The organism is Streptomyces sp. NPDC014882, assembly GCF_043081325.1.
GTDB lineage: Bacteria > Actinomycetota > Actinomycetes > Streptomycetales > Streptomycetaceae > Streptomyces.
Map to the genome: position 1 here is coordinate 611522 of NZ_JBIBWL010000003.1, position 24765 is coordinate 636286.

At 75.0% G+C, this 24765-nt stretch carries 18 protein-coding genes and 2 tRNA genes; 15 read left to right on the forward strand and 5 right to left on the reverse strand.

The annotated features are described in order from the left end of the window. Positions 1-34 precede the first annotated feature (34 nt). Positions 35-964, reverse strand: a complete 930-nt coding sequence (locus ACF09K_RS10690) for a bifunctional DNA primase/polymerase (protein ID WP_392242285.1) — start codon at positions 962-964, stop codon at positions 35-37. Between the two features lie 463 nt (positions 965-1427). Between ACF09K_RS10690 and ACF09K_RS10695 the strand changes: the two genes are divergently transcribed. Beyond that, positions 1428-1970: a SigE family RNA polymerase sigma factor gene (locus ACF09K_RS10695; RefSeq protein WP_392242287.1), complete on the forward strand. Its 543-nt coding sequence runs from the start codon at positions 1428-1430 to the stop codon at positions 1968-1970. Positions 1971-2113: 143 nt separating this feature from the next. Further along, positions 2114-3769, forward strand: coding sequence for a long-chain fatty acid--CoA ligase (locus ACF09K_RS10700; protein WP_392242289.1), 1656 nt, complete (start codon positions 2114-2116; stop codon positions 3767-3769). A gap of 289 nt (positions 3770-4058) precedes the next feature. Here ACF09K_RS10700 and ACF09K_RS10705 read toward each other — a convergent pair whose 3' ends face one another. Next, entirely contained in the window at positions 4059-5273 is a 1215-nt protein-coding gene (locus ACF09K_RS10705) for an MFS transporter (RefSeq protein WP_392242290.1), read from the reverse strand. Between the two features lie 129 nt (positions 5274-5402). Between ACF09K_RS10705 and ACF09K_RS10710 the strand changes: the two genes are divergently transcribed. Next, entirely contained in the window at positions 5403-5996 is a 594-nt protein-coding gene (locus ACF09K_RS10710) for a TetR family transcriptional regulator (RefSeq protein WP_392242291.1), read from the forward strand. Between the two features lie 234 nt (positions 5997-6230). Here the strand turns inward: ACF09K_RS10710 and ACF09K_RS10715 are convergent, their stop codons facing one another. Both ACF09K_RS10715 and ACF09K_RS10720 read right to left on the reverse strand, forming a co-directional pair. Further along, positions 6231-10775, reverse strand: a complete 4545-nt coding sequence (locus tag ACF09K_RS10715; RefSeq protein WP_392242293.1) for a PAS domain-containing protein — start codon at positions 10773-10775, stop codon at positions 6231-6233. 380 nt (positions 10776-11155) lie between these two features. Beyond that, complete coding sequence (locus ACF09K_RS10720) at positions 11156-11692, reverse strand: SSI family serine proteinase inhibitor (protein WP_392242295.1); 537 nt, start codon at positions 11690-11692, stop codon at positions 11156-11158. Between the two features lie 156 nt (positions 11693-11848). Here ACF09K_RS10720 and ACF09K_RS10725 point away from each other — a divergent pair. The 3 genes from ACF09K_RS10725 (at position 11849) to ACF09K_RS10735 (ending at position 12629) form a co-directional block, all read left to right on the forward strand. Beyond that, positions 11849-11939, forward strand: a tRNA-Ser gene (locus tag ACF09K_RS10725). A 208-nt stretch (positions 11940-12147) separates the two neighbouring features. After that, a tRNA-Arg gene (locus ACF09K_RS10730) sits at positions 12148-12220 on the forward strand. 187 nt (positions 12221-12407) lie between these two features. After that, the gene (locus tag ACF09K_RS10735) at positions 12408-12629 is read left to right on the forward strand and encodes a hypothetical protein (RefSeq protein ID WP_392242297.1); all 222 of its coding nucleotides are present in this window, start codon (positions 12408-12410) and stop codon (positions 12627-12629) included. 842 nt (positions 12630-13471) lie between these two features. On the opposite strand, the gene ACF09K_RS10740 is transcribed toward ACF09K_RS10735, so the two are convergent. After that, the gene (locus tag ACF09K_RS10740; RefSeq protein WP_392242299.1) at positions 13472-13834 is read right to left on the reverse strand and encodes a winged helix-turn-helix transcriptional regulator; all 363 of its coding nucleotides are present in this window, start codon (positions 13832-13834) and stop codon (positions 13472-13474) included. Positions 13835-13952: 118 nt separating this feature from the next. Here ACF09K_RS10740 and ACF09K_RS10745 point away from each other — a divergent pair, with 118 nt between their 5' ends. The 9 genes from ACF09K_RS10745 to ACF09K_RS10785 all read left to right on the forward strand — a co-directional run bounded on the left by ACF09K_RS10745 (position 13953) and on the right by ACF09K_RS10785 (position 24714). Continuing rightward, positions 13953-14603, forward strand: coding sequence for an FMN-dependent NADH-azoreductase (locus ACF09K_RS10745; RefSeq protein WP_392242300.1), 651 nt, complete (start codon positions 13953-13955; stop codon positions 14601-14603). Between the two features lie 96 nt (positions 14604-14699). Next, on the forward strand, positions 14700-15245 hold the full coding sequence (locus ACF09K_RS10750; RefSeq protein WP_392242302.1) for a YciI family protein: 546 nt from the start codon (positions 14700-14702) through the stop codon (positions 15243-15245). Positions 15246-15418: 173 nt separating this feature from the next. Next, the gene (locus ACF09K_RS10755) at positions 15419-16297 is read left to right on the forward strand and encodes a DUF2797 domain-containing protein (protein ID WP_392242304.1); all 879 of its coding nucleotides are present in this window, start codon (positions 15419-15421) and stop codon (positions 16295-16297) included. A 215-nt stretch (positions 16298-16512) separates the two neighbouring features. Next, complete coding sequence (locus ACF09K_RS10760) at positions 16513-17496, forward strand: alpha/beta fold hydrolase (RefSeq protein WP_392242305.1); 984 nt, start codon at positions 16513-16515, stop codon at positions 17494-17496. A gap of 264 nt (positions 17497-17760) precedes the next feature. Beyond that, positions 17761-18501, forward strand: coding sequence for a response regulator transcription factor (locus tag ACF09K_RS10765; RefSeq protein WP_392242306.1), 741 nt, complete (start codon positions 17761-17763; stop codon positions 18499-18501). After that, positions 18498-20102: an ATP-binding protein gene (locus ACF09K_RS10770; protein ID WP_392242307.1), complete on the forward strand. Its 1605-nt coding sequence runs from the start codon at positions 18498-18500 to the stop codon at positions 20100-20102. The genes ACF09K_RS10765 and ACF09K_RS10770 overlap by 4 nt, the downstream gene beginning before the upstream one ends. 14 nt (positions 20103-20116) lie before the next feature. Further along, entirely contained in the window at positions 20117-21610 is a 1494-nt protein-coding gene (locus ACF09K_RS10775) for a glycosyltransferase (RefSeq protein WP_392242308.1), read from the forward strand. After that, positions 21607-23832 carry an ArnT family glycosyltransferase gene (locus tag ACF09K_RS10780; protein WP_392242309.1) on the forward strand — a complete coding sequence of 742 codons (2226 nt, stop codon included), beginning with the start codon at positions 21607-21609 and terminating at the stop codon, positions 23830-23832. Before ACF09K_RS10775 ends, ACF09K_RS10780 begins: the two co-directional genes overlap by 4 nt. 123 nt (positions 23833-23955) lie before the next feature. Continuing rightward, positions 23956-24714 carry a TetR/AcrR family transcriptional regulator gene (locus ACF09K_RS10785; RefSeq protein WP_392242310.1) on the forward strand — a complete coding sequence of 253 codons (759 nt, stop codon included), beginning with the start codon at positions 23956-23958 and terminating at the stop codon, positions 24712-24714. Positions 24715-24765: the final 51 nt, after the last annotated feature.

The window sequence follows — 24765 nt, forward strand, 5'->3', positions numbered from 1 at the left end:
CCCTCCCAGGCGGCACCCCTTCCGTGTTCCCCCGTCACAGTGGCTCGTGGGGGCCGGCGGACCGGCGAGGGGTGTCGGGGTGCGGCGGGGGCCGGAGGCGGGCCATGCGGGCCGCCGAGGCCAGGGTCGAGCGGGCCTCCCGGAGTGGGAGGCCGGCGCGGACGGCCGCGTCGACGAGGGCTTCGCCGAGGTCCTCGCCGATGCCGTCCTCGTAGGCGCGGCAAGCCGCCCAGTACAGGCGGGTGTTGCGTTGTCCCCGGTGGGCCGCGAGGACGAACTGGACGAGTCCGTGGCCGTGTGCCCCGTCGGCAGCCGGGGGCGTCCGGTGGGGGAGACGGGGCGGGGGGAGGAGCAGGCGCAGGAGGGCGCGGGGGCAGGGGGCGGGGACGAGGTGCCCGGTGCCGGGGGCGACGGCGTACACGCCGCGGTCGGTGCGGGAACCGGGGCCCACGAGGTAGCCGCCGGCGCCGCGGATGTCGATGCCGGGGGCGAGGCGGCCGGCCGAGTTGGGGACGACGACGTCCGCGGGGCCGGTGAGCCAGAGGTGGCGGCCGCCGGAGGGGGTGAGGACGACGACCGTGGGCGGGATGGTGAAGAGGTGGCGCAGGGCGAGTTCGCGCAGGGCGGCGGTGGAGTCGGTGCCGGACTTGGTGTCGAGGTCGACGCCGATCAGGTGGTGCGGGGGGAGTCCGCAGGCGATGCCGTAGCCGGTGGACCAGGGGGCGGCGGCGAACAGTTCGCGGATGCGCGCGGGGTCGGTGCTGGCGTCGTACACGCCGTGGCCGGGGCGGCCGCATTCGCCGTGGCAGGGCGGGGCTGCGGGGTCGTCGCGGTGGGGGGAACGCAACGCGGGGAGCTTGGTCCGGGACAGGGGGATGACGGCCAGGCCGCGTTCGGCGGCCGACAGGGCGTGGGCGAGGGCCAGGGTGCCGGCCTGCCGGGGGTACCGGTCCGTGATGGCCATGGCTCTATTTTCGTACGTGAGTTCGAAAAAAGGAAGGGGGAGGGCCTTCGCCGCGATGGTCCGGCGGGCCCGCCGGAGGTGGAGGCGGCGGTCCCGCACGGTCGCCGTACGGCACCGCGGAGGCCGTGCGGCGACCGTACGGGACCGTGCGGCACGTCCGTGAAGAGGGCCGGAAGCCGCCCGTGCCACGGTCGCGGCGGGGCGGGGCGCCGGTCTCGGGGTCGGCGTCGGCGGCAGGGGACGCGCTGAGGCCGGGCTGGGGCCGGGCCCGGGGCCGGGCCCCGGGCCGAGGTGTGCCGGTGTCGTCGGCGTGCGGCCCCCAGGGGGGATCCCGCAGGAGCGGGCGTCGTCTCGTCCACCTTCAGGAGGTGGGGCCGGCACCACCCCTACAACCTGAGGGGGACCCGCCTTCGGCACCTGCGGCCGATCCGCGGGAGGCGGGGGCGAACCTAGCGTGGAGCCCATGACCACACCCGTCTGCACCCGCGCTTCGAACGGCAAGACGCGGCCTTCCCCGTACCCGTCCTTCACGTCGTACGTCAGCGCCCGTCAGCCGGTGCTGCTGCGCACCGCGCGGTCGCTGACCGCGAACCCGTGCGACGCCGAGGACCTGCTGCAGACCGCGCTCGCCAAGACCTACGTCGCGTGGGAGCGGATCGAGGACCACCGGGCGCTCGACGGCTACGTCCGCCGGGCCCTGCTGAACACGCGCACCTCGCAGTGGCGCAAGCGCAAGGTCGACGAGTTCGCCTGCGAGGAGCTGCCGGAGCCGCCGCCCGGCGACGAGGACCCGGCCGAGCGGCAGGCGCTGCACGACGCGATGTGGCGGGCGATCATGAAACTCCCGGCCCGGCAGCGGGCGATGGTCGTCCTCAGGTACTACGAGGACCTCAGCGAGGCGCAGACGGCGGAGGTGCTCGGCGTCTCGGTGGGCACGGTGAAATCGGCGGTCTCGCGGGCGCTCGGCAAGCTCCGGGAGGACCCCGAGCTGGTCGTCGTCCGCTAGCGCGCCGACAGCGCGGTACGGCGTGGGCGGCAACGTGACCTGATCGAGCCTTGCCCCCTAGTGACATACCGCTTGGTATGTGCGCAGAATCAGCGCAACCGTTACCACCGCGTAGGCAATGTCGCCGCACCTGGGAGGACGCCGTGCTGAGCACCATGCAGGACGTACCGCTGCTGATCTCAAGGATCCTGACCCACGGGTCGACGATCCACGGCTCGTCGCAGGTGATCACCTGGACCGGTGAGGGCGAACCGCAGCGGCGCACCTACGCCGAGATCGGCGCCCGGGCCGCCCAGCTGGCGCACGCCCTGCGCGAGGACCTCGGCGTCACCGGCGACGAGAGGGTCGCCACCCTGGCCTGGAACAACGCCGAGCACGTCGAGGCCTACTTCGCGATCCCCTCCATGGGCGCGGTGCTGCACACCCTCAACCTGCGCCTGCCCGCGGAGCAGTTGGCGTGGATCGTGAACCACGCGGCCGACAGGGTCGTCATCGTCAACGGCTCGCTGCTGCCGCTGCTGGCCCCGCTGCTCCCGCACCTGAAGACGGTCGAGCACGTGGTCGTGACCGGTCCCGGCGACCGCTCGCTCCTCGCGGACGCCACCGCCCGGGTGCACGAGTACGAGGACCTGATCGCCGGGAAGCCGGCCGTCTACGACTGGCCCGAGCTGGACGAGCGGCAGGCCGCCGCCATGTGTTACACCTCCGGCACGACCGGCGACCCCAAGGGCGTGGTCTACAGCCACCGTTCGATCTACCTGCACTCCATGCAGGTCAACATGGCCCAGTCGATGGGACTGACCGACCAGGACACCTCCCTGGTGGTCGTCCCCCAGTTCCACGTCAACGCCTGGGGCCTCCCGCACGCCACCTTCATGACCGGCGTCAACATGCTGATGCCGGACCGCTTCCTCCAGCCCGCGCCCCTCGCCGAGATGATCGAGAGCGAGAAGCCGACCCACGCCGCCGCGGTGCCCACCATCTGGCAGGGACTGCTGGCCGAGCTGACCGCCAGGCCGCGGGACGTCTCCTCCCTCACCCAGGTCACCATCGGCGGTTCGGCCTGCCCGCCCTCCCTCATGGAGGCCTTCGACCGGCTCGGCATGCGGGTCTGCCACGCCTGGGGCATGACGGAGACCTCCCCGTTGGGCACCATCGCCCGCCCGCCGGCCGCCGCGGTCGGCACGGACGCGGAGTTCGGGTACCGCCTGACCCAGGGCCGTTTCCCGGCCGGGGTCGAGGCCCGCCTCACCGGGCCCGGCGGCGAGCGGCTCCCCTGGGACGGGGAGTCCGCGGGCGAGCTGGAGGTCCGCGGTCCGTGGATCGCCGGCGCCTACTACAACGGGCCCGACGCCGAACCCCTGCGGCCCGCCGACAAGTTCAGCGAGGACGGCTGGCTGAAGACGGGGGACGTCGGCACCATCTCCGCCGACGGCTTCCTCACCCTCACCGACCGTGCCAAGGACGTCATCAAGTCCGGCGGCGAGTGGATCTCCTCGGTGGACCTGGAGAACGCGCTGATGGCCCACCCGGCCGTCGCCGAGGCGGCCGTGGTCGCCGTCCCCGACGACAAGTGGGGCGAGCGCCCGCTGGCCACGGTCGTCCTCAAGGAGGGCGCCACCGCCGACTTCGAGTCCCTGCGCGCCTTCCTCGCCGAAGAGGGCGGCGTCGCCAGGTGGCAGCTCCCGGAGCGCTGGACGATCGTCGAGGCGGTCCCGAAGACGAGCGTGGGCAAGTTCGACAAGAAGGTGCTGCGCAGGCGGTACGCGGCGGGCGACCTGGACGTCACGCGGCTCTGACCCGGCTTGGGCATCACCCGGCTCTGACCCGGCCTGGAGGCCGCCAGGCTCCGATACGGCCTGGAGGCCGCTCGGCTCCGGCGCGGCCTGGACGTCACCGGGATCCGACGCACCCCGTCCGCCCGGCAGGGCACCTCGCGGCCCCTGCCGGGCGGACGGCTGTGCGCGGAGGGCCGACCGGTGCCGACCGGCGCCGGTCGGTGCTGGCCGGGGACGTCTCCGCCGGCGGGGTTCCGTCCGGCGACGGCGTCCTGACGACCCGTCGTTCCGTCGCCGCGGTGCCCGAGGGCTACGCCCGCTTCACCGCCGTGGTCCCCCAGCCGGCCGTCAGCCACAGGCCCGCGATCGCGACCACGCCGGTCCAGCCGAAGTGGGCGAAGGCGAGGCCCGCCAGGGCCGAGGCGGTGGCTCCGCCGGCGAAGCCCGCCACGACGTAGGCGCTGTTGGCGGTGGCCGGGGCGCCGGTGGTGGTGAGGGCGAGGGTCTGGTTGGCGACGTGGGAGGCGACGAGGGCCGTGTGGATCACGACCGCGGCCACGAACAGCGCGGCCATCACCCGGCCGCCCAGCCAGAACAGCGGCACGGACACGGCGGCCAGCAGGTAGGCGGCGCGGACGACCTTCGCGGCGCCGAAGCGGTCGACCAGGCCGCCGGCCAGCGGGGCGACGACGCTGGCGGCGAGGCCGAAGAGGCCGAACAGGCCGGCGGTCGCGGTGGAGAGGCCGTACGAGCCGCCCGTCAGCAGCAGGGCCAGTGAGGTCCACAGCGCGCTCCAGGCGCCGTACATGCCGGCCTGCCGCACGCACGCCCGCCACAGGTCGGGCGACCGGCGCACCAGGCCGGGCATGGCGCGCAGCCCGGCGAAGAGGCCGCCTTCACGGGGGCGACGGCGTTCGGAGGGCAGGGCGGCCGCGGTGAGCAGGCCGAGGACCGCGGTGAGGCCGGCGGCGCCGACGAACACCGGGCGCCAGCCGAAGGCCTGCCCGGCGAGTCCGCCGAGGACGCGGGCGGCGACGATGCCGGTGAAGAGACCGGCGATGACGGCGGCGACGTGCCGGGCCCGGTGGCGGGCGGGGGCGCGTTCGGCGACCAGCGGCACCAGGAGCTGCGGCACGACGGTGGCGGCCGAGGCGACGAACACGGCGGCGGCGAGCGCGGCCGTGCCGGCCGCCGCGGCGCCGGCGACCAGCGCCGCCGTGGTGACCAGCGAGAGGGCCGCGACGAGCGGGCGGCGGTTCACGCGGTCGCCGAGCGGCGCGAAGAAGAGGAGGCCGGCGGCGTAGCCGAACTGGGCGACCGACGCGATCCAGGCCACGGCCGAGGGCGCGGAGCCGAAGTCGTGGGCGATCAGGGGGAGGAGCGGGGCGGCCACGTAGATGTTGGCGGCGGTGACGGCGGTGCACAGGGCGACGAGGGGGAGGAACAGGCGCTGGGCGGGCCGGGCCCGCTCGGCGGGCCAGGCGTGCTGCTGCTGTTGCTGCCCGGCGGTGGCTGTGGACGGCATGGTGGACGCGCTCCTTCGAGCCGACTCCAATAACCAACCAGTTGGTTGGAACGATGGGGGAACAGTCTCGGCCGCGCGTCCATTCCCTGTCAACCAACCAGTTGGTTACCCGCGCGCTACCCTGACCCCATGGCAACGACCAGGACCCCCCGCGACCCCGAGGCCACCAGGGCGCGGATCTTCGAAGCGGCGGTCGCCGAGTTCGCCCGGTACGGCATCGCGGGCGCCCGCGTCGACCGCATCGCCGCCGAGGCCAAGGCCAACAAGCAGCTGATCTACGCCTACTTCGGCAACAAGGCGGAGCTGTTCACGCAGGTCCTCGGCCGCCGCATGGTCGACCTCGCCGCCGCCGTCCCCGTCGACCCCGACGACGTCGAGGGCTGGATGGACCGGCTCATGGACTACCACGCCGCCCACCCCGAACTCCTGCGGCTCCTGTACTGGGAGGGCATCGAGTACGGCACCGCCGAACTCCCCGACGAGGCCGAGCGGCAGGAGCACTACGCCCGCAAGGTCGCCGCCCTGCGGGACGGCCAGGACCGCGGGGTCGTCGACGACGCGATCCCCGCCCCCGATCTGCTGTTCCTGCTGGTCGCGCTCGCCAACTGGGCCACCGTCGTCCCCCAGATGCGCCGCATCCTGGTCGGCGGGGACGACTCCGACCGGGACCGCCTGCGCGCCTCCGTGAAGGAGGCGGCCCGCAGACTGGTCGCCCGTCCGTGACGGAGGGCCGGCCGTGTCGGGGACCCGCTCGTGAGAAGGACCGGCCCGTGACGGGACCCGGTGGTGACGGGGCCCGCCCGTGAGGAGGGCCGGTCGTGTCGGAGGGCCTGCTCCTGACGGGACCCGCCCGTCAGGAGGGCCTGCCATGAGGGAGGACCGTCCGCGAGGAGGGCCCGCCCGTCACGGAGGGCCCGCCCGTCACGGAGGGCCCGGCCGTGACGGAGGCGTGATCCCTCAGTTGGTGCCGATCCGCGCCAGCAGGTCGACGATCCGGACCTGCACCTCCTCGCTGGTGGAGCGTTCCGCGAGGAAGAGGACGGTCTCGCCGGAGGCCAGCCGGGGCAGGTCCGCCTGGTCGACGGTGGCCGTGTAGACGACCAGCGGCGTGCGGTTGAGCTGCCGGTTCGCCTGCAGCCAGTCGACGATCCCGGCCTGCCCCCGGTGCACCTGCATCAGGTCCATCACGACCAGGTTCGGCCGCAGCTGCCCGGCGAGCGCGACCGCGTCCGCGTCGCCGGCCGCCCGCGCGACCTGCATCCCGCGCCGCTCCAGCGTCGCGGTCAGCGCCAGAGCGATCTCCGCGTGCTCCTCGATCAGCAGCACCCGCGGCGGATGCTGCTCACTGTCCCGCGGCGCGAGCGCCTTCAGCAGCACGGCGGGATCGGCGCCGTACGCCGCCTCGCGCGTCGCCTGCCCGAGTCCGGCCGTGACCAGCACCGGTACCTCCGCGGCCACCGCCGCCTGACGCAGCGACTGCAGCGCGGTCCGGGTGATCGGACCGGTCAGCGGGTCGACGAACAGCGCGGCCGGGAACGCGGCGATCTGGGCGTCGACCTCCTCGCGCGAGTGCACGATGACCGGCCGGTAGCCGCGGTCGCTGAGCGCCTGCTGCGTACTGGCGTCCGGGGCCGGCCACACCAGCAGCCGACGCGGGTTGTCCAGCGGCTCCGGAGGCAGCTCGTCGTCCATCGGCTGCGGCCGCGGCGGATCGGCCACCTCGACGGCCCCGCCCGGCCCGTCCAGCGGCTCCGGCCCCTCGGCGGCGTTCTTGTCCGGCGCCCCTATGGCGTACGACCGCCCGGCCCCCTCGGTCCCGGGCGCCAGCCGCACCTGACCGGCCAGGGACTGCCCGGCCGCGGGCTGCCCGGGAAGCGGTTGCCCGGGAAGCGGCTGGCCCGCGAGCGAGGGATGCGCGACGGGCGCGCCCGGAGCCACCGGTGCCTGCGGCACGGCGGCCTGCTCGGCCGCCGGGTGCGGACGGGCCGTCTGCTCCTGCGCCGCCGCCGCGTCGGGCCGCGTGCCCAGCTTGCGGCGCCGCCCGGAGCCGTTCGGGTGGTGCGGTGCGGGGGTGGCGGAGGTGGGGTGGGGGGCCGCGGGCTGGGCGGCCTGCGGGGGCTGCGCGGCCTGCTGCAACCGCTGGACCGGCTGGGCCTGCGGTGCTTGCTGCGCCTGCTGCACCTGCGCGGCCTGCCGGGTGAAGGGCACGCCCTGGCCCAGTGTCCGCACGCTGAACGCGCGGCCCTGGGTGGAGTCGGGGTCGACGGGCGGGACCGGCGCGGCCTCGGCGGGCAGGGGCTGGGCCACCCGCGGCTGCGCGGCGGTGGCCTCGGGCGGCAGCGGGGTGCCCGAACCGGGGGTCGGCGTCACTGGGACGGCCGCTTCGGCGGGGAGCGGCCCGACGGGCGGGACCTGCGCGGGCGCGCCCGCCTGCCCCGGCACGGTCGGTACGGCCTGGGGAGCCGGACTGCCCGGAGCTGCCGGAGCTGCCGGAGCGGGCTGACCGGTCGGACCGGCCTGACCGGGGATGACGGGCTGCCCGGTGGCCGGCCCACCGGGCAGCGGCTGCGCGGGCACCGGCACCGCCTGCCCGGGGAGCACCTGACCGGGCACCGGCACCGCCTGACCGGGCACCGTCTGACCGGGGAGCGGCTGAGCCGGAAGCGGCAGTTCCGCGGCGACCTGGACGGGCGTGGACGGTGCGGGCGCGGAGCCCTGCACCTGAGACGTCTGCCCCTGCGGAACTTGAACCTGCGGAGCTTGAACCTGCGGAGCTTGAACCTGCGGCGCCTGCACCCGAGGCGCCTGCGCCTGTGCCGGAACCGCGGCGGTCGCGACGCCCTCGGCCCCGGTCCCCTCCTCCGTCACCGGCCGGCCGCCCGCCCGCCGCCGGCGGCCCGTGGGCGCGGTGGTGGGGTGGGGCTGCGGCGGGGTGTGGTCGTCGGCCTGGCCGTGCGGGACGGCGTCGTGCCGGCCGTGGTCGATCGGCGAGTCGCCGGACGCGGCCTGGGCGGGGACCTGGGCCTGCCCGGGAAGGGGCAGCGGAACGGGCCCGGCAGCCGGTACGGCGTCCTGCGCCGGGACGGGAGCGACCGGCACCGGCCCCTGCTGCCCCGGAACCTGCCCCGCTTCCGGCGCCTCCGCGCCGGCCGCACCCTCGGCCGGACGGTCCGCCTCCGCGGGCGGCAGGGCGAACACCGTGCGGGGCCCCGCCTCCTGCGCGGCGGCGCGTTCGTTCGCGGCGGTCAGGGCGCGTCGGCGGCGGCCCGTCGGCTGTCCGGCGCCCTCCGCGGGCACCAGGGCGCCCGCGAGCGCGGGCAGGGCGGGCGGCAGGGCCGCCTGCGGTTCGTCGCCGTCGTGCGGGGCCCGCCGTCCGCCCGGCGCCGGTACGCCCTGCGGCGGGACGGTGCCGCCGAGCCCCGTGCCCGAGGCGGCGGTGCCCGCCGCGTGCTCGGCGGCCGTAACCACGGCGCCCTCGCTCACCCCGGCGCCCTCGCCGGACCGCGCGTGCCGTCGACCGGTCCCGCCGGAGGCGTCGGCCTCCTCGACGGGGACCGGGGCCGGCGTCTCCCCGGCCACCGGCCCGCGCCGGCGGCGCCGGCCGGTCGGTACCGCGGACTCGCCCTCGGCGCCGACGGGCGCCGCGCCCGCGACCTCGCTCTCCAGGAAGGCGTCCACGGAGGACCGCCGGGCCCGCCGCCGCCCCGCGCCGGCGTTCTGCCCGTCGGCCGTGTCGGACGTGTCGCCCGCGGCGGCACCGTCGGCCGTCTCCGCGGCCCGGTCCGGCGGACCGGCCGGCAGCGCGACGGCGGACCCGACGACGGGAGCGGCGACGGCGCCCGCCCCACCGCCCAGCGGGACCTCGAGGACGTACGCGCTGCCGCTCATGCCCGGCACCTCGTGCGTCTGGAGCACGCCGCCGTGCGCCCGCACGATCCCGCGCACGATCGGCTCGTGCACCGGGTCGCCGCCCGCGTAGGGGCCGCGCACCTCGATGCGGACCACCTCGCCGCGCTGGGCGGCGGCCACGACGACCGTGTTGTCCATGTAACCGCCCGCCGAGACGGGGGCGTTGCCGGTGGCGTCGACGCCCGCGACGTCGGCGACGAGGTGGGCGAGCGCGGTCGCGAGGAGCCGCGCGTCGACCTCGGCCTCGATGGGCGGCGCGTGCACGGCGAACTGGACCCGCCCGGGCCCGACCAGTTCGACGGCCCCGTCGACACCGGCGGCGACGACGGCGTCGAGCATCACCTTCGTACGGGTGATGGCCTCGCCGCCGGTGTCCAGGCGCTGGTAGCCGAGGACGTTGTCGATGAGGGTGGTGATGCGGGCGTACCCGGCCGACAGGTGGTGCAGGACCTGGTTGGCCTCGGGCCACAGCTGCCCGGCGTCGTCGGCGGCGAGCGCCGACAGTTCGCGGCGCAGCTCGTCCAGGGGGCCGCGCAGCGACCGGCCGAGCAGGGTCAGCAGCTGGTCGTGGCGGGCGGCGAGGGCCTCGTACCGGTCCTTCTCCCGCTCGCCGAGCGCGGCGTAGCGCTCCTCACCGGCGGCCAGCTCCTCCTGGTGCCGTTCCTGCAGCTCCTCCACCTCGGTGACGTGCCGCTGGCGCAGCGCGGTGAGGTCGGAGGCGTGCTCCTCGGAGAGCCGCTCCAGCTCGTCCCGGTGCCGCTTCTCGACGGCGTCCTTCTCCTCGGCGAGGGAGTCGTAGGGCCGCCGGTCGGTGAAGGTCATCACGGCGCCCACGAGCTGGTCGCCGTCGCGGACGGGCGCGGTCGTCAGGTCGACCGAGACCTTGTCCCCGCTCTTGGCCCACAGCACCTGCCCGCGCACCCGGTGCTTGCGCCCGGAGCGCAGGGTGTCGGCGAGCGGCGACTCGTCGTAGGGGAAGGGGGAGCCGTCGGCGCGGGAGTGCAGCACGAGCGTGTGCAGCTCCTTGCCGCCGAGGTCGCTCGCCCGGTAGCCGAGGGTCTGGGCGGCGGCCGGGTTGACCAGCACGATCCGTCCGTCGGTGTCGGTGCCGACGACACCCTCGGACGCGGCCCGCAGGATCATCTCGGTCTGCCGCTGCGACCGGGCCAGCTCGGCCTCGGTGTCGACGGTGCCCGACAGGTCGCGCACCACGAGCATCAGCAGCTCGTCGTTGGCGTAGCCGTGGCTGTCGTAGGCCTGCTGGCCGTTCTCGAGGTTGGCGCTGGTGACCTCGACGGGGAACTCGGTGCCGTCGGTGCGCCGGGCGGTCATCCGCGTGGGCTTGGTCCGGCCGCGCGGGTCCATGTGGTCCGGGCGCCGCATCGAGCCGGGGATGAGCTTGGAGTCGAACTCCGGCAGGAGATCGAGCAGTCCCCGCCCCACGAGGGCGGTACCCGGTGTCTCGAACGCCTCCAGCGCGATGGTGTTCGCGTTGACGACGGTCCCGTTGGCGTTGACCAGGACCAACGCGTCGGGCAGTGCGTCGAGTATGGCTGCGAGGCGAGCAGCGCCTCGGGATGGCCTGCTGCTCACGAGTCGCTTCCTCCCTGTTACCGCACCTTGCCGACCGCCCGGGCCATCTTGCCAACCCTCCCGCAGCGTGTCACGCGAGCGAGTCTAAGGGCTGGGGCCGTGCTCGGGGCGCCGGATGAGAGGCAGCTCGCACGACGAAGTGCCTCAGAACGTGCGACCGCCCGCCCCGCCTTCGCGGGACCTTCGCGTGACGTCCACGCGACGGGTGCTTCCGCCACGGGAAACCTGTGCGGCTCCGGTGGGGTGCGGGGACGGGGGCGGGAGGTGCCGGACCCGGCGCTCCGGAGGGCGTCCTCGGCGGGTGTCCCCGGGCGCCGTCCCCCGGCCGCCGTCCCTCGGGCGGCGGCGGAACGGAACCCGGTCGACCGCTCCGGCGCCCGTCAGGGGCGGGAGGGCGTCCGCCCCGCCCCGGGCAGCAGCGGCACGAACCGGTCCCAGCGCTCGATCTGGCACCCGTTGCCGCGCTCGAACACGGTGTCGACGGGTCGTCCGGCCCACCGGCCGGTGACGTGAGCGGTGGCCGGACCGCCGTACCGCATGGTGCACACGCTGCCCTCCGGCACGGGCGCGAAGGGATCCCTGCCCCACCGGGTGTTGCGGTCCACGGCGGCGCAGGCCCCCGGCACGTCCGGGTGCGTCCCCCGGTCCGGGCGGCACCGCACCGTGAAGGTCCCGTCGGCGCCCCCGCCCGCGCCCCGGACCGTCACGGTGAGGTGATCGCCGGAGGCGGGCCGGTCCTCGTCGCGGACGGGCGGCGGCGCGAGGCGCGGCGGTACGAGGTGCGGCGGGGGGAAGTGCGGACGGACCGGACCGGGCCCGGCGTGGGCGGTGACGGAACCCGCGCCGAGGGAGCCGGCGACGGCGGAGGCGGCGGAGAGGGTGAGAGCGAGCCGCCGCAGCGGGGTGACCTGGACCATGACCTGCCTAACGCCCCACCCCCGGCGACGTTCCGCCCGGCGAATGCCTTTGCCCTGCGGGCCGCCCGCCTAGTACCGTGGACGCCGATTGGTGACACGACGCTCGACTGTGTCATCATCTGCACGCGCCACTCGCAGACACGCGAGCGGCTGTGTGGAGGCGTCGCCTAGTCCGGTCTATGGCGCCGCACTGCTAATGCGGTTTGGGACTTCAATCCCATCGAGGGTTCAAATCCCTCCGCCTCCGCTCCACTTCGAAGCCCCGGTCCTCCGCGACCGGGGCTTCGTCGTTCCCGGGCTCCTGTTCCGCACCCCCCGGATCGGGTCTTCTCGCAGGTCACAAGGGGTAGGGGAATCGGATTTCACATGGCGGCGGCAGTCATGTAATGTTCTTCCTGTCGCCGGGAACGAGCCGCAAGGGCCGGGAGCGGAGACGGAAAACAAAAGAAGAACAAGCACTCGTAGCTTAACGGATAGAGCATCTGACTACGGATCAGAAGGTTGCAGGTTCGAATCCTGCCGAGTGCACACAGATCGAAGGCCCCGCCGGTCCGTCCGGTGGGGCCTTCGACGTCGACCGGTGACATCGACGCCCAGGGTGCTCCTCCCGGATCTTCGTCCGCCGCCCCACGGCGTGACCGGCGGAAGCCCCCGGGAGACGGAAGAGGCGTTCGAGCGCTGCCGGGCGGCCGCGTGCAGGCGCATACTGGGGGCAATGACAAAGCCTGCTGCATCGAAGCGCCATCTGCCCACCAGCCCCTTCAAGGCTCCGGTCGCGCCGCCGCCCAAGCACTTCGCCGTGGGTGACCAGGTCACGCACGACGTGCACGGCCTCGGCCGGGTGATCGGTATCGAGGAGGGAATCGCGGTCCTCGTCGATTTCGGCTCGGCGCAACACCGGATCCTCACCCCGTACCCCAAGCTGACCAAGCTGTAGAACCCGCGGTGCCCGCCCACGGCACTCCGGCTTCCTCACGGACCTGTAACGAATGGGAGTCCTCTCATCGACTCGACCTCGCTGTTCTCCGCTCCGGAAGGAGCGCCGCGCAGTTCCCTCGCGACCTCGCCGCCCCCGGCGGCGAACCCCTTCCAGGCACCGGACTTCGGAGACTTCACGGAGTCCGCGGAGCCCGCGGAGAACGACCACTTCCCGCTCGAAGACGTGCCGGAGTTCGTCCCCGACCGGCGTCCGGCTCGGCGCAGGTCCGCCTAGCTGCCACCCGGGGCCGTCCGGCCCGCGGTCCTGCCCGGGCCCCGGGGCCCGGCCCGGCCTCCGCCCCGGTACTCGCCCCGCCCCGGCCCGGTCCCACGAGCCGCGCGGGTCTTCGACGAGGGCGGCCGGGGCCGCGGTGCGGCTCGTCGGCGTCGCCTGAGCCGGCCGGGCGGGACTCGCCCGGCCGTGACGTGCGTGGTCGTGACCTACGGGGCCCTGACGTGCGTGGTCGTGACGTGCGTGGCCGTGACCTACGGGGCCGTGACGTGCGTGGCCGGTCGGGACGCGGGCCCACCGCCCCGCCGGTGCCCCCGCGCGACTTCGGCCCGGTCACCCGGTCGGAGGCCCGCGGCGTGCGGGTCCGCGCGAACGCCCCGGACCGCGGCACCGGAAACCCCTCTCCGAGCCGACCGCCGACTGCCGGCCGCGCCGTGATCACTCCGGCGGGCCGGCGGGCCTGAGCCCGATCCGGCCGCCCTCCCGCAGGCCGTGTCCCCCGGTGCGGATCCGGTGTCCCGGGGGCGCCGCACCCGTACGCACCGGCACACCTGGTTCCGGAGGCTGCCTCAGCAGGCGCCGTCCGTCTTGAGCAGGTGTTCCTCCGCCCAGCGGCCCAGTTCCTGGAGGGCGGGGCCCAAGGCGGTCCCGGCGTCGGTCAGGCGGTACGAGACGCGCAGCGGGGGGCCCTCGTCGACCTCGCGCACCACGAGGCCGGCGGCGCCCAGTTCGGTCAGGCGGTCGGACAGCATGCGTTCGCTGATGCCGGGGATGCCGCGGCGCAGATCGGCGAAGTGGACCGGACCCTGCATCAGCGCGGCCACGATCATGCCCGTCCAGCGCTTGCCGAGCAGCCCGAAGACGCTGGTGATGCCGTCGCCGACCCGGCTGCACGCCCCCGGCTCGTGATCCGTCCTCGTTGTTTCCGCCATGCCCTCAGGGTACCGCTCTGCCGTTCGGGGGTGAAAAAAAGTAAGTAGCTGTGCTATTAGTTGTCGCGTAGTTATTGATAGCTACCTACGGAAACGTACCCCCACCCTGGAGTGCCCCATGGCCACGCTGCTGCACCTGGACTCGTCGCTGCTCCCCGCCTCCGCCTCCGCGTCCCGCGCGGTGACGGACGCCTTCCGCAAGTCGTGGGAGGAGCAGCACCCGCAGGGCACCGTGAACTACCGCGACCTCTCCGCGGAACCCGTCCCGCACCTGGACGCCCTCGCCGCCTCGGCCGGCTTCGCCGACCCGGCCACCCACACCCCGGAGCAGGCCGCGGCGTTCGCCGAGCGGCTGAAGCTGGTGGAGGAGCTGGAGGAGGCGGACGCCGTGCTGATCGGCGCCCCGATGTACAACTTCACCATCCCCTCGACCCTCAAGGCCTGGCTCGACCAGGTCCTCCTGATGGGCCGCACGGCCGGGCCCGACTCGACCCTCAAGGGCCTCCCGATCACCGTCGTCGCCAGCCGGGGCGGCTCCTACGCGCCGGGCACCCCGCGCGAGGGCTTCGAGTACGTGCAGAACTACCTCGAGGCCGTCCTGGTCGAGATGGTCGGCGCCGAGGTCGACTTCATCGTGCCCGAGCTGACCATGGCCGCCGTCAACCCGGCGATGGCGGACCTGGTCCCCCTCGCGGAGGCGTCCCGTGAGCGCGCGCTGGCCGACGCCGCCGAGAAGGCCAGGCGGCTCGTCGCCCGCGTCGCCGCCTGACGTCCTCCGCCCGGACCGGTTCGCGCGACGGCGGACGGCGGACGGCGGACCGGCCGTTCGGCCCCGGCCCGCGGGGAAGTCGCCGAGACTGGGCGCATGGAGTTCTTCTGTCATCACCGCGACCGGCCCGGCTCCCTCGCACTGCGCACCGAGCTGCTGGAGGAGCACTGGTCCTACATGGACCGGTACGAGACGGAGATGATCGCCCGGGGGCCCACCTTCGACGGGGACGTGCTCAGCGGCAGCGTGCACATCCTCGACCTGCCGGACCCGGCCGCCGCGCGGGCGTTCGCGTTCGACGAGCCGGGCTACCAGGCCGGCGCCTATCGGGACGTGCTGCTGCGGCGGTGGCGCAACCTGCTGGGGCGCACGATGTGGGACTTCCCCGGCGGCCGGGACGGGGGCGAGCGGTACCTGGTCCTCGGGCTCGGCGCGGGCGAGGCCGCCGACCTCGACGTACCGGACGACCGCGACGAGCTGATCGCGTACGGGCCGCTGCTGTCCGACGCCGGCGGCGCCTGGCTCGGTACGGCGGTGCTGCTCCGCGCCCCGGACCCGGACGCGGCGCGCGCCGTGCTGAGCGCGGACCGGTACGCCGGCATCGAGGTCCACGCGTGGGAGTTCGGGGGACGGCGCTCCTGATCCCGCTCGCGTCCGGGCCTCGTCGGCCTCGTCGGCCTCGTCGGCCTCGTCGGCCCGTCGGCCGGACCGGCGGAACCGGCTCCGCCGTGGTCGTCCCCGGGCTGCCGGCCGGTCCGGCCTCCCGGCGGGTGGCCGCGGGGCGTTGTCAGTGGGGGCGCCTACCGTGGTGGGTGATGGCACAGGCATGGAAGTGCGCGGGGCTGCGCTGGTCGGGGACGGGGCCCGAGCTGCTGTGGGACGGGGGGCGCCGCAGCCCGCTGTCGTGGGGGAAGCGGGTGGCCTTCGGGGTCGCGGAGGGGGGTGTGCGGACGTGCGCGGGTGCCCGGGGGCACCCGTGCCCGGTGCGGGCGGTGGTGCCGGCGCGCGGCACGGGGGCGCGCTGCGAGGAGTGCGGGCGGCTGGACCGGGCGCACTCCGTCGCCGCGGACGGCGTCGCCGACGACCCGCGGCCCTACCGCGTGTACCTGGCCTGGTTCGGGCCCGGCCTGGTCAAGGTCGGGATCACCGCGGCCGGTCGGGGGCCGGCACGGCTGCTGGAGCAGGGTGCCGTCTCCTTCAGCTGGCTCGGCACCGGCCCCCTGATGGCCGCCCGGCGCACGGAGGAACTGCTGCGGGCCGCGCTGCGCGTCCCGGACCGGGTCCCGTACGCCGAGAAGCGGGCCGTCCGCGCCGAGTTGCCCCGCGAGGAGGGGGAACGGGCGCTGGAGATCCGCGAGTTGCACGCCAGGGCGGCCGGACTGGAGGGATGGCCCGAGTCGTTGGCACGGGAGCCCTTCCGGGCCGTCGACCACATGGGGGTCTTCGGCCTCGCGGGGGCGCCGGCGGCCGTCGGCGCGGTGAGCGAGCTGGTCGCCGGGGGCGCGGTGAGCGGGGAACTGGTCGCCGCCGCCGGCCCGGATCTGCATCTGGCGACGGCGGCGGGGGTCGTCGTGCTGGACACCCGGCTGCTGCGGGGCTGGGAACTCGTCCCGGCCGGGGGGACGGCCGGGACGAGCATGCCGGTGCGGGAGTTCGGAAAGCCGACGGCATCCCTCCAGGACGAGCTGTTCTGAGGACCGGGCCGCCCGCGGCGGCCCGGTGACAGCCCCGCGAACCGGTCTTCGCCCCCACCCCGGTTTTGCCGAACCGGCAAGTCCCCTCGCGCCGTTGTGGCGCGTCCCCGCAGGATGCCGGTGACGGGGCCCCGCCCGGACGGACTCCACCGGACGGGGGCGGCCCCGCGGCCGGACGGCCCGGCGCCTTCCGGGCCCGGACTTCTGGAGCTCTCATGCCGCAGCAGACCTCGGACGTCGTCCACCGGACCGTTCCCTCCCCCGCGGGCCGGATCCATCTCGTGGAGCAGGGCACCGGCCCGCTGGTGCTCCTCGTGCACGGATTCCCCGAGTCCTGGTACTCCTGGCGCCACCAGCTGCCCGCCCTCGCGGCCGCCGGGTACCGTGCGGCCGCCCTCGACGTCAGGGGGTACGGCCGCTCCTCCCGGCCCGCCGCCCCGGAGGCGTACCGCATGCGGGAACTGGTCGAGGACAACGCCGCCGTGGTGCGCGCCCTCGGCGAGGAGCGCGCGGTGGTCGTCGGCCACGACTGGGGCTCGTCCGTCGCCGCCCACTCCGCGCTGCTGCGCCCGGACGTCTTCCGCGCGGTCGGCCTGCTCGGCGTCCCCTACACGCCCCGCGGCGGACCACGGCCCGGCGAGGTCTTCGCGCGGATGGCGGGCGCGCAGGAGGAGTTCTACGTCTCCTACTTCCAGGAGCCCGGCAGGGCCGAGGCCGAGATCGAGCCCGACGTGCGCGGCTGGCTCGCCGGCTTCTACGCGGCCCTGTCCGCCGACACCATGCCCGCCCCCGACGCGCCGAGCCCGTACTTCGTGCCCCGCGGCGGCCGGATGCGCGACCGCTTCCCCGCCGGCCGGCTGCCCGGCTGGCTCACCGAGGAGGAACTCGACTTCTACGCCGCGGAGTTCGAGCGGACCGGGCTGAGCGGGGCACTGGCCCGCTACCGGAACATGGACCGGGACTGGGAGGACCTCGCCGACCACGACGGCGCCCCCGTCACCCAGCCCTCCCTGTTCGTCGCCGGCCGCCTGGACGCCTCCACCACCTGGCTCGCCGACGCGATCGACGCCCACGCCACCACCCTGCCCGGCCTGGTCTCCTCCCACCTGCTCGACGGCTGCGGCCACTGGATCCAGCAGGAGCGGCCCGAGGACCTCAACCGCATCCTCGTCGAGTGGCTCGCCGCCCTCCCGCACTGAGCCCCGGGCGGCCCCGTACCCGGCGGGGCCCTCAGAGAACTCCCAGGAACTTCCAGGAACTCCCGGGAACCCGCAGGGGGTCCGCCGCACGGAGCCGGGCGCTCCACCGGACCGTCCCGGCCGCCCCACCGGGGCGAACGCGGAGGAGGGGCCGGCCGGCCCGCGTCCCCCACCGCGCCTCCCTGAGAGGTTCCTGTGGGTTTCTCAGGGAAATCACAGACGGCGGAAAGCGCGTTCTCAGAGGACCCCGACAGGGTGTCCCGCATGACCACGACCTCGCCCCAGGGGCGCACCGAACTGCTGAGGCCGGACGGGAGCCCCGTCCGCGTGCTGGTGGTGGACGACGAGCTGTCGATCACCGAACTGCTGTCCATGGCCCTGCGCTACGAGGGATGGCAGATCCGGAGCGCCGGTGACGGCACGGGCGCCCTCCAGACCGCCCGCGAGTTCCGGCCCGACGCCGTCGTCCTGGACATGATGCTGCCCGACATGGACGGGCTGACCGTCCTCGGCCGGCTGCGCCGCGAGCTGCCCGACGTCCCCGTCCTGTTCCTCACCGCCAAGGACGCCGTGGAGGACCGGATCGCCGGCCTCACCGCCGGCGGCGACGACTACGTCACCAAGCCGTTCTCCCTGGAGGAGGTCGTGGCCCGGCTGCGCGGCCTCATCCGCCGCTCCGGCGCCGCCGACCGCCGTTCCGAGTCGGTGCTCGTCGTCGGCGACCTCGCCCTGGACGAGGACAGCCACGAGGTCTCGCGGGGCGGCGACGACATCCACCTCACCGCCACCGAGTTCGAGCTGCTGCGCTTCCTGATGCGCAACCCGCGGCGGGTGCTCAGCAAGGCCCAGATACTGGACCGCGTGTGGTCGTACGACTTCGGCGGCCAGGCCAACGTGGTCGAGCTGTACATCTCCTACCTGCGGCGCAAGATCGACGCGGGGCGCGAGCCGATGATCCACACGCGGCGCGGCGCCGGTTACCTGATCAAGCCCGCCGCGTCATGAGCGGGCGCCGACGGCCGCACGCGCGGAGGCGGTTCGGCAGGCCCCGCAAGCCCCGCACCCTGCGGACCCGGCTCGTCGTGGCGTCGGTGGTGCTGATCGCGGTGGTCTGCGCGGTGATCGGCACGGTGACGACCCTGGCCCTGCGCTCGCACCTGTACGAGCAGCTGGGCGATCAGGTCGCCGAGGCCGGCAAGCGGCTGTCGGGACCGCCGTTCGGCCGGGACGGCGACAAGACGACCCTGGCGGAGGACCGCGTCGACGGCTTCGTCACCAACGGTCCGACGCAGGAGCGGACCGTGGCCGCGGAGGTCGCCGCCGACGGCACGGTCTCCAGGGCCGTCGTCGCCGAGCGGGTCTCCGACGACATCCGCCAGCGGATGAACGCCACCACGCTGAGCGCGTCCCAGCGGGCCGCCCTCGAGGGCGTGCCCCTGGCCGGCACCCACACCGTGACCCTCCCGGGCCTCGGCGACTACCTCGTGACGTACGTGCACGGAGACGACGGCTCCGGCTACTACGTCGCCCTGCCCACCGCCGCCGTCGACAGCACCGTCAACACGCTGATCCTCGTGGAGGTCAGTGTCACCGCCGCCGGCCTCGGCGCCGCCGTCATCGCCGGCTACGTGCTCGTCGGGCTGGCCACCCGCCCCCTGCGCAAGGTCGCCGCCACCGCCACCCGGGTCTCCGAACTCCCCCTGCACACCGGCGAGGTCAACCTCTCCGAGCGGGTCCCCGAGTCCGAGACCGACCCGCACACCGAGGTCGGCCAGGTCGGCGCCGCGCTCAACCGGATGCTGAATCACGTCCACGGCGCCCTGCACGCCCGCCAGGAGAGCGAGACGCGGGTCCGCCAGTTCGTCGCGGACGCCAGCCACGAACTCAGGACCCCCCTGGCCTCCATCAGGGGGTACGCCGAACTGACCCGCCGCGGGCGCGAACGGGTCGGGCCCGACACCCGGCACGCGCTGGGCCGGATCGAGTCCGAGGCCGGCCGGATGACCTTCCTCGTGGAGGACCTGCTGCTGCTCGCCCGCCTCGACGCGGGCCGCCCGCTCCGGTTCGAGCAGACCGACCTGGTCCCCCTCGTCATCGACACCGTCAGCGACGCCCGCGCCGCCGGGCCCGACCACGTGTGGCGCCTCGAACTCCCCGAGGAACCCGCCCCGGTCTCCGCCGACCCGGCGCGTTTGCAACAGGTCCTCGTCAACCTGCTCGCCAACGCCCGCACCCACACACCGCCGGGCACGACCGTCACCGCGCGCGTGCAGCGGCGCGGTCCCTGGGTGTGCGTGGACGTCCAGGACGACGGCCAGGGCATCCCGCCGGACCTGCTCCCGCGCGTCTTCGAACGGTTCGCCCGCGGCGACTCCGCCCGTTCCCGCGCCACCGGCTCCACCGGCCTGGGCCTGGCCATCGTGCAGGCCGTCGCCGGCGCGCACGGCGGCGCCGTGACCGTCGACAGCGTGCCCGGACGGACCGCCTTCACCGTGCACCTGCCCGCCCTCGCCCCCGCTGTGCCCCGGCCCGCGCCCGAAACCGACCGGCGACGCGACTCACAGGGCCGGCACAGCACCGGCACATGGGTACGACAGGGCGCCTGACGAGAGTCGTCGACATGCGAACCGACTCTTCTCCCGGCACCCTGCCGGCGCGGGAGCACCTCCCGGCCGCCACAGCCGGTACGCCTGTCCTGGACGTGGTGATCCCCGTCTACAACGAGGAGAGGGACCTCCGGCCCTGCGTGCACAGGCTGCACGACCATCTGACGCGGACGTTCCCCTACCCGTTCCGCATCACCATCGCGGACAACGCCTCGACGGACGGCACCCCCGACGTGGCGCGGCTGCTGGAGACGCGGGTTCCGGAGGTGCGGTCCGTCCGCCTGGAGCAGAAGGGCCGCGGCCGGGCGCTGCGAACCGTCTGGTCGGCCTCGGACGCCCCGATCCTCGCCTACATGGACGTCGACCTGTCCACCGACCTCAACGCGCTGCTGCCGCTGGTGGCGCCGCTGATCTCGGGCCACTCCGACCTGGCGATCGGCTCCCGGCTGGCCCGCAGCTCGCGGGTGGTGCGCGGGGCCAAGCGGGAGTTCGTCTCCCGCTCCTACAACCTGATCCTGCGCGGCTCGCTCCAGGCCCGGTTCTCGGACGCGCAGTGCGGCTTCAAGGCGATCCGCCGCGACGTGGCGCGACTCCTGCTCCCGCTGGTGGAGGACACCGGCTGGTTCTTCGACACTGAGATGCTGGTACTCGCCGAACGAGCCGGTCTCCGTATCCACGAGGTGCCGGTCGACTGGGTCGACGACCCGGACTCCACGGTGCACATCGTGAGGACGGCGACCGACGACCTGAAAGGGGTATGGCGCGTGGGCCGGGCGCTGGCCACCGGTTCGCTTCCCCTGGACCGGCTGACCAGGCCGTTCGGCGACGATCCCCGCGACCGCGAGATCATGGACGTACCCAAGGGCCTGGCCCGCCAGCTCGTCGGCTTCTGCGTCGTCGGTGGCCTGTCCACCCTCTTCTACCTGCTGCTCTACAGCGGTTTCCGGCAGTTCTCCGGCTCCCAGACGGCCAACGCGCTCGCGCTGCTCGTCTCCGCGGTCGCCAACACCGCCGCCAACCGCCGGCTCACCTTCGGGGTGCGCGGCCGCACCGGCGCCGTCCGCCACCAGGCCCAGGGGCTCGTCGTCTTCGGCATCGGCCTGGCCCTGACCAGCGGTTCCCTCGCCGCGCTCGACGCGGCGACGTCCGACCCGGCGCACGCCGCCGAACTGGCCGTCCTCGTCGTCGCCAACCTCGCGGCGACCGTGCTGCGCTTCCTCCTCCTCCGCGCCTGGGTGTTCCCGGACCGGCGGGGCGACGAGGAGCCCCCGGCCCCCGCCCCGGACCCGTCCCCGGGGCAGGCCGCCGCCTCACCGGCGTACCCCGCCCCCGGTGCGCTGCCGCAGCGGCCGCACCCCCACGCGCCGCACCCCCACACCCCGTCGCGTCCCCCCACTCCGCCGCACGACGGCGGTGCGCACCGGTTCCGCGCCGGCGGGGCCGCGGACGCCACCATGCGGCTGCGGCCGGTGCGCCCCCACGACACCGACCCGGGGGACGCCCGATGACCACCCGCCTCGACGGCGCGGCGCGGCCGGCCGACGGCCCGGCCGCGCCGGTCACCTGGGGCCCGCCCGAGACCGCCCCTCCCGCGGCGCCGCGGGAACCCGGCGCCCCCGCCCCCGCCCCCGGCGCCGGCGAGCCGAAGCAGCCCCTCGCCCGCAGGCTGTGGCGCGGCCGGCCCGAGGATCCCCGCTGGGCGCGCCCGGCCCTCCTCGGCCTGCTGCTCGCCACCTGCGTCCTGTACCTGTACGACCTGAGCGCCTCCGGCTACGCGAACTCCTTCTACTCCGCGGCCGTGCAGGCAGGCAGCCGGAGCTGGAAGGCGTTCTTCTTCGGCTCGCTGGACTCGGCCAACGCCATCACCGTCGACAAGCCGCCGGCCGCGCTGTGGCCGATGGCGCTGTCCGTGCGGGTCTTCGGCCTGAACGCGTGGGCGATCCTCGTCCCCGAGGTGCTGATGGGCGTCGGCTCGGTCGCCGTCGTGTACGCCTCCGTGCGCCGCCGCTTCGGCCCCGCCTCGGGCCTGATCGCGGGCGCCGTGCTCACGCTCACCCCGGTCGCCGCCCTGATGTTCCGGTTCAACAACCCGGACGCCATGCTGGCCCTGCTGATGGCCGTGGCCTGCCACCTCGTGGTCCGCGCCCTGGAGGACGGCCGCACGAAGTGGCTGGTGTGGGCCGGTGTCGCGATCGGCTTCGCGTTCCTCGCCAAGACCCTCCAGGCCTTCCTGATCCTGCCGCCGCTGGCGATCGTGTACGCCGTCCGCGCGCCGGTTCCGCTGCGTCGGCGCTTCTCGCAACTGGCCCTGGCGACGGCCGCGCTGGTCGTCTCCGGTGGCTGGTGGGTCGCGGTCGTCGAGCTGTGGCCCGCCTCCTCCCGCCCGTACATCGGCGGCTCGCAGACCAACTCCTTCCTGGAGCTGACCTTCGGCTACAACGGGCTCGGCCGCCTCAGCGGCGACGAGACCGGCAGCGTCGGTGGCGGCGGCGGTGGCGGCACCGGGCAGTGGGGCGAGACCGGCTGGGACCGGATGTTCAACTCCGAGATCGGCGCCCAGATCTCCTGGCTGCTGCCCGCCGCGCTGATCCTGCTGGTCGCGGGCCTGGTGGCCACGCGCAAGCGGAAGCGGACCTCGGCGACCCGGGGCGCGTTCCTGGTCTGGGGCGGTTCGTTGCTGATCACCACGGTGGTCTTCAGCTACATGGCGGGCATCTTCCACCAGTACTACACGGTCGCGCTGGCCCCCTACCTGGCCGCCGTGATCGGCATGGGCACCGGCCTGCTGTGGGAGAGGCGGTCCGAGACCTGGGCGTCGCTCACCCTCGCCGCCGCCTCGGTGGCCGCCGCGGCCTGGGGGTACGTCCTGCTCGACCGCACCCCCGACCATCTGCCCTGGCTGAAGTGGCTGGTGCTGGTCGGCGGCCTGACGGGCGCGCTCGGCCTGGTCTTCGCCGGCCGGCTGACCCGGCGGACCGCCCTCGCGGCGGCGGCCGTGAGCGTGGTCGCGGCGCTGGCCGGACCGACGGCGTACACGCTGAGCACCGTGGACTCCGCGCACACCGGATCCATCCCGACGGCGGGCCCGGCGGGCGCGTCCGTGATGGGCGGCGGCCGGGGCGGTCCCGGCGCCGGCGGCTTCCCCGGCGGCGGCGCGCCCGGCCGGCAGGGCCAGGGCCAGGGCCAGGGCCAGGGCCAGGGGCAGGGGCAGGGCCGGCAGAACGGCGGCTTCCCCGGCGGGGGCATGCCAGGTCAGCAGAACGGCAACGACGGCACACAGGGCCAGGGCCGGACCGCTCCCGGCGGGCAGGCCGGCGGCGAAGCCGGCCCGGCGGGCGGCGGCGGAGGCGGCATGGGCGGCCTCATCAACGGCGCCACCGTCACCGACGAGGCCAGGAAGCTGCTGGACACCGACTCCGACCGGTACACCTGGGCCGCCGCGGCCATCGGCTCCCAGAACGCCGCGAGCTACCAGCTGGCCACCGGCGACCCGGTCATGGCCGTCGGCGGCTTCAACGGCACCGACCCGTCCCCGACGCCGGCGCAGTTCCAGCAGTACGTCGCCGACGGCAGGATCCACTACTTCATCGGCGGCGGATCGGGCGGCGGCACGGGCGGCGGCGCCGACGGCGCGTCCGCACGGATCACCGAGTGGGTCGAGGCCAACTTCCAGCAGATCACGGTCGGTTCGGCCACGTTCTACGACCTGACGCGCGAGACGGCCGGCTGAGTCCGGCAGGTGGCCCGGGAGGCGGCCGGGGAGGGGCGGTGACCGCGGTCACCGCCCCTCCCCGCGTGGTGCCGCCTAGCATCGTCATCAGCGGTGACCCGGAGAACCCCAGGAAGGTGCGCCATGGCGAAGGCTGCCGAGCAGGCCGGGCGGACCAGCGTGTGGCTGGAGGGCAGGGCGCGCCGGGGACGGGGCGGAAGCCAGCCGTCGGGGCTCGACCGGGACCGGATCACCGGGGCCACCGTACGGCTGCTGGACGCGGAGGGCCTGGACGGGTTCTCCATGCGCCGCCTGGCGGCCGAGCTGAACGTGACGGCGATGTCCCTCTACTGGTACGTCGACACCAAGGACGACCTGCTGGAACTCGCCCTGGACGCGGCCTACGGCGAACTGGGACTGCCCGACCCGGAGGCGGCGGACGAGGACTGGCGCGGGCGGCTGCGGGCGCTGGCGTCGGCCTACCGGACCCTGCTGGTGCGGCACCCGTGGCTGTCGCCGCTGACCGGGCGGTACCTCAACATCGGGCCGAACTCCCTGGTCTTCTCCCGCACGGTCCAGCGGGTGGTCCGCCGCACGGGCCTGCCCGACCACCGCATCACGAGCGCGATCGCGGCGGTCTTCCAGTTCGTGTACGGCTACGGCACGATCGAGGGCCACTTCTTCGGCCGGGTCGCGGACGCGGGCATGACCCCGGACGAGTACTTCCAGCACTCCATGAGCGAGGCGACCGAGGCGCCGCGGACCGCCGAGGTCGTCGAGGAGTCCAGGAACCTCATGGCGGCCCGCGGCGGGGACACGGTCGCGGAGATGCTGGACCGCGACTTCACCTTCGCCCTGGACCTGCTGGTCGCGGGCATCGAGGCGATGGTGGAACGCGGCTGAGGCCGCGCCGGACTCCGTCCGTCGGCCGGGGTGGTGGTCAGTCCCGGGGGG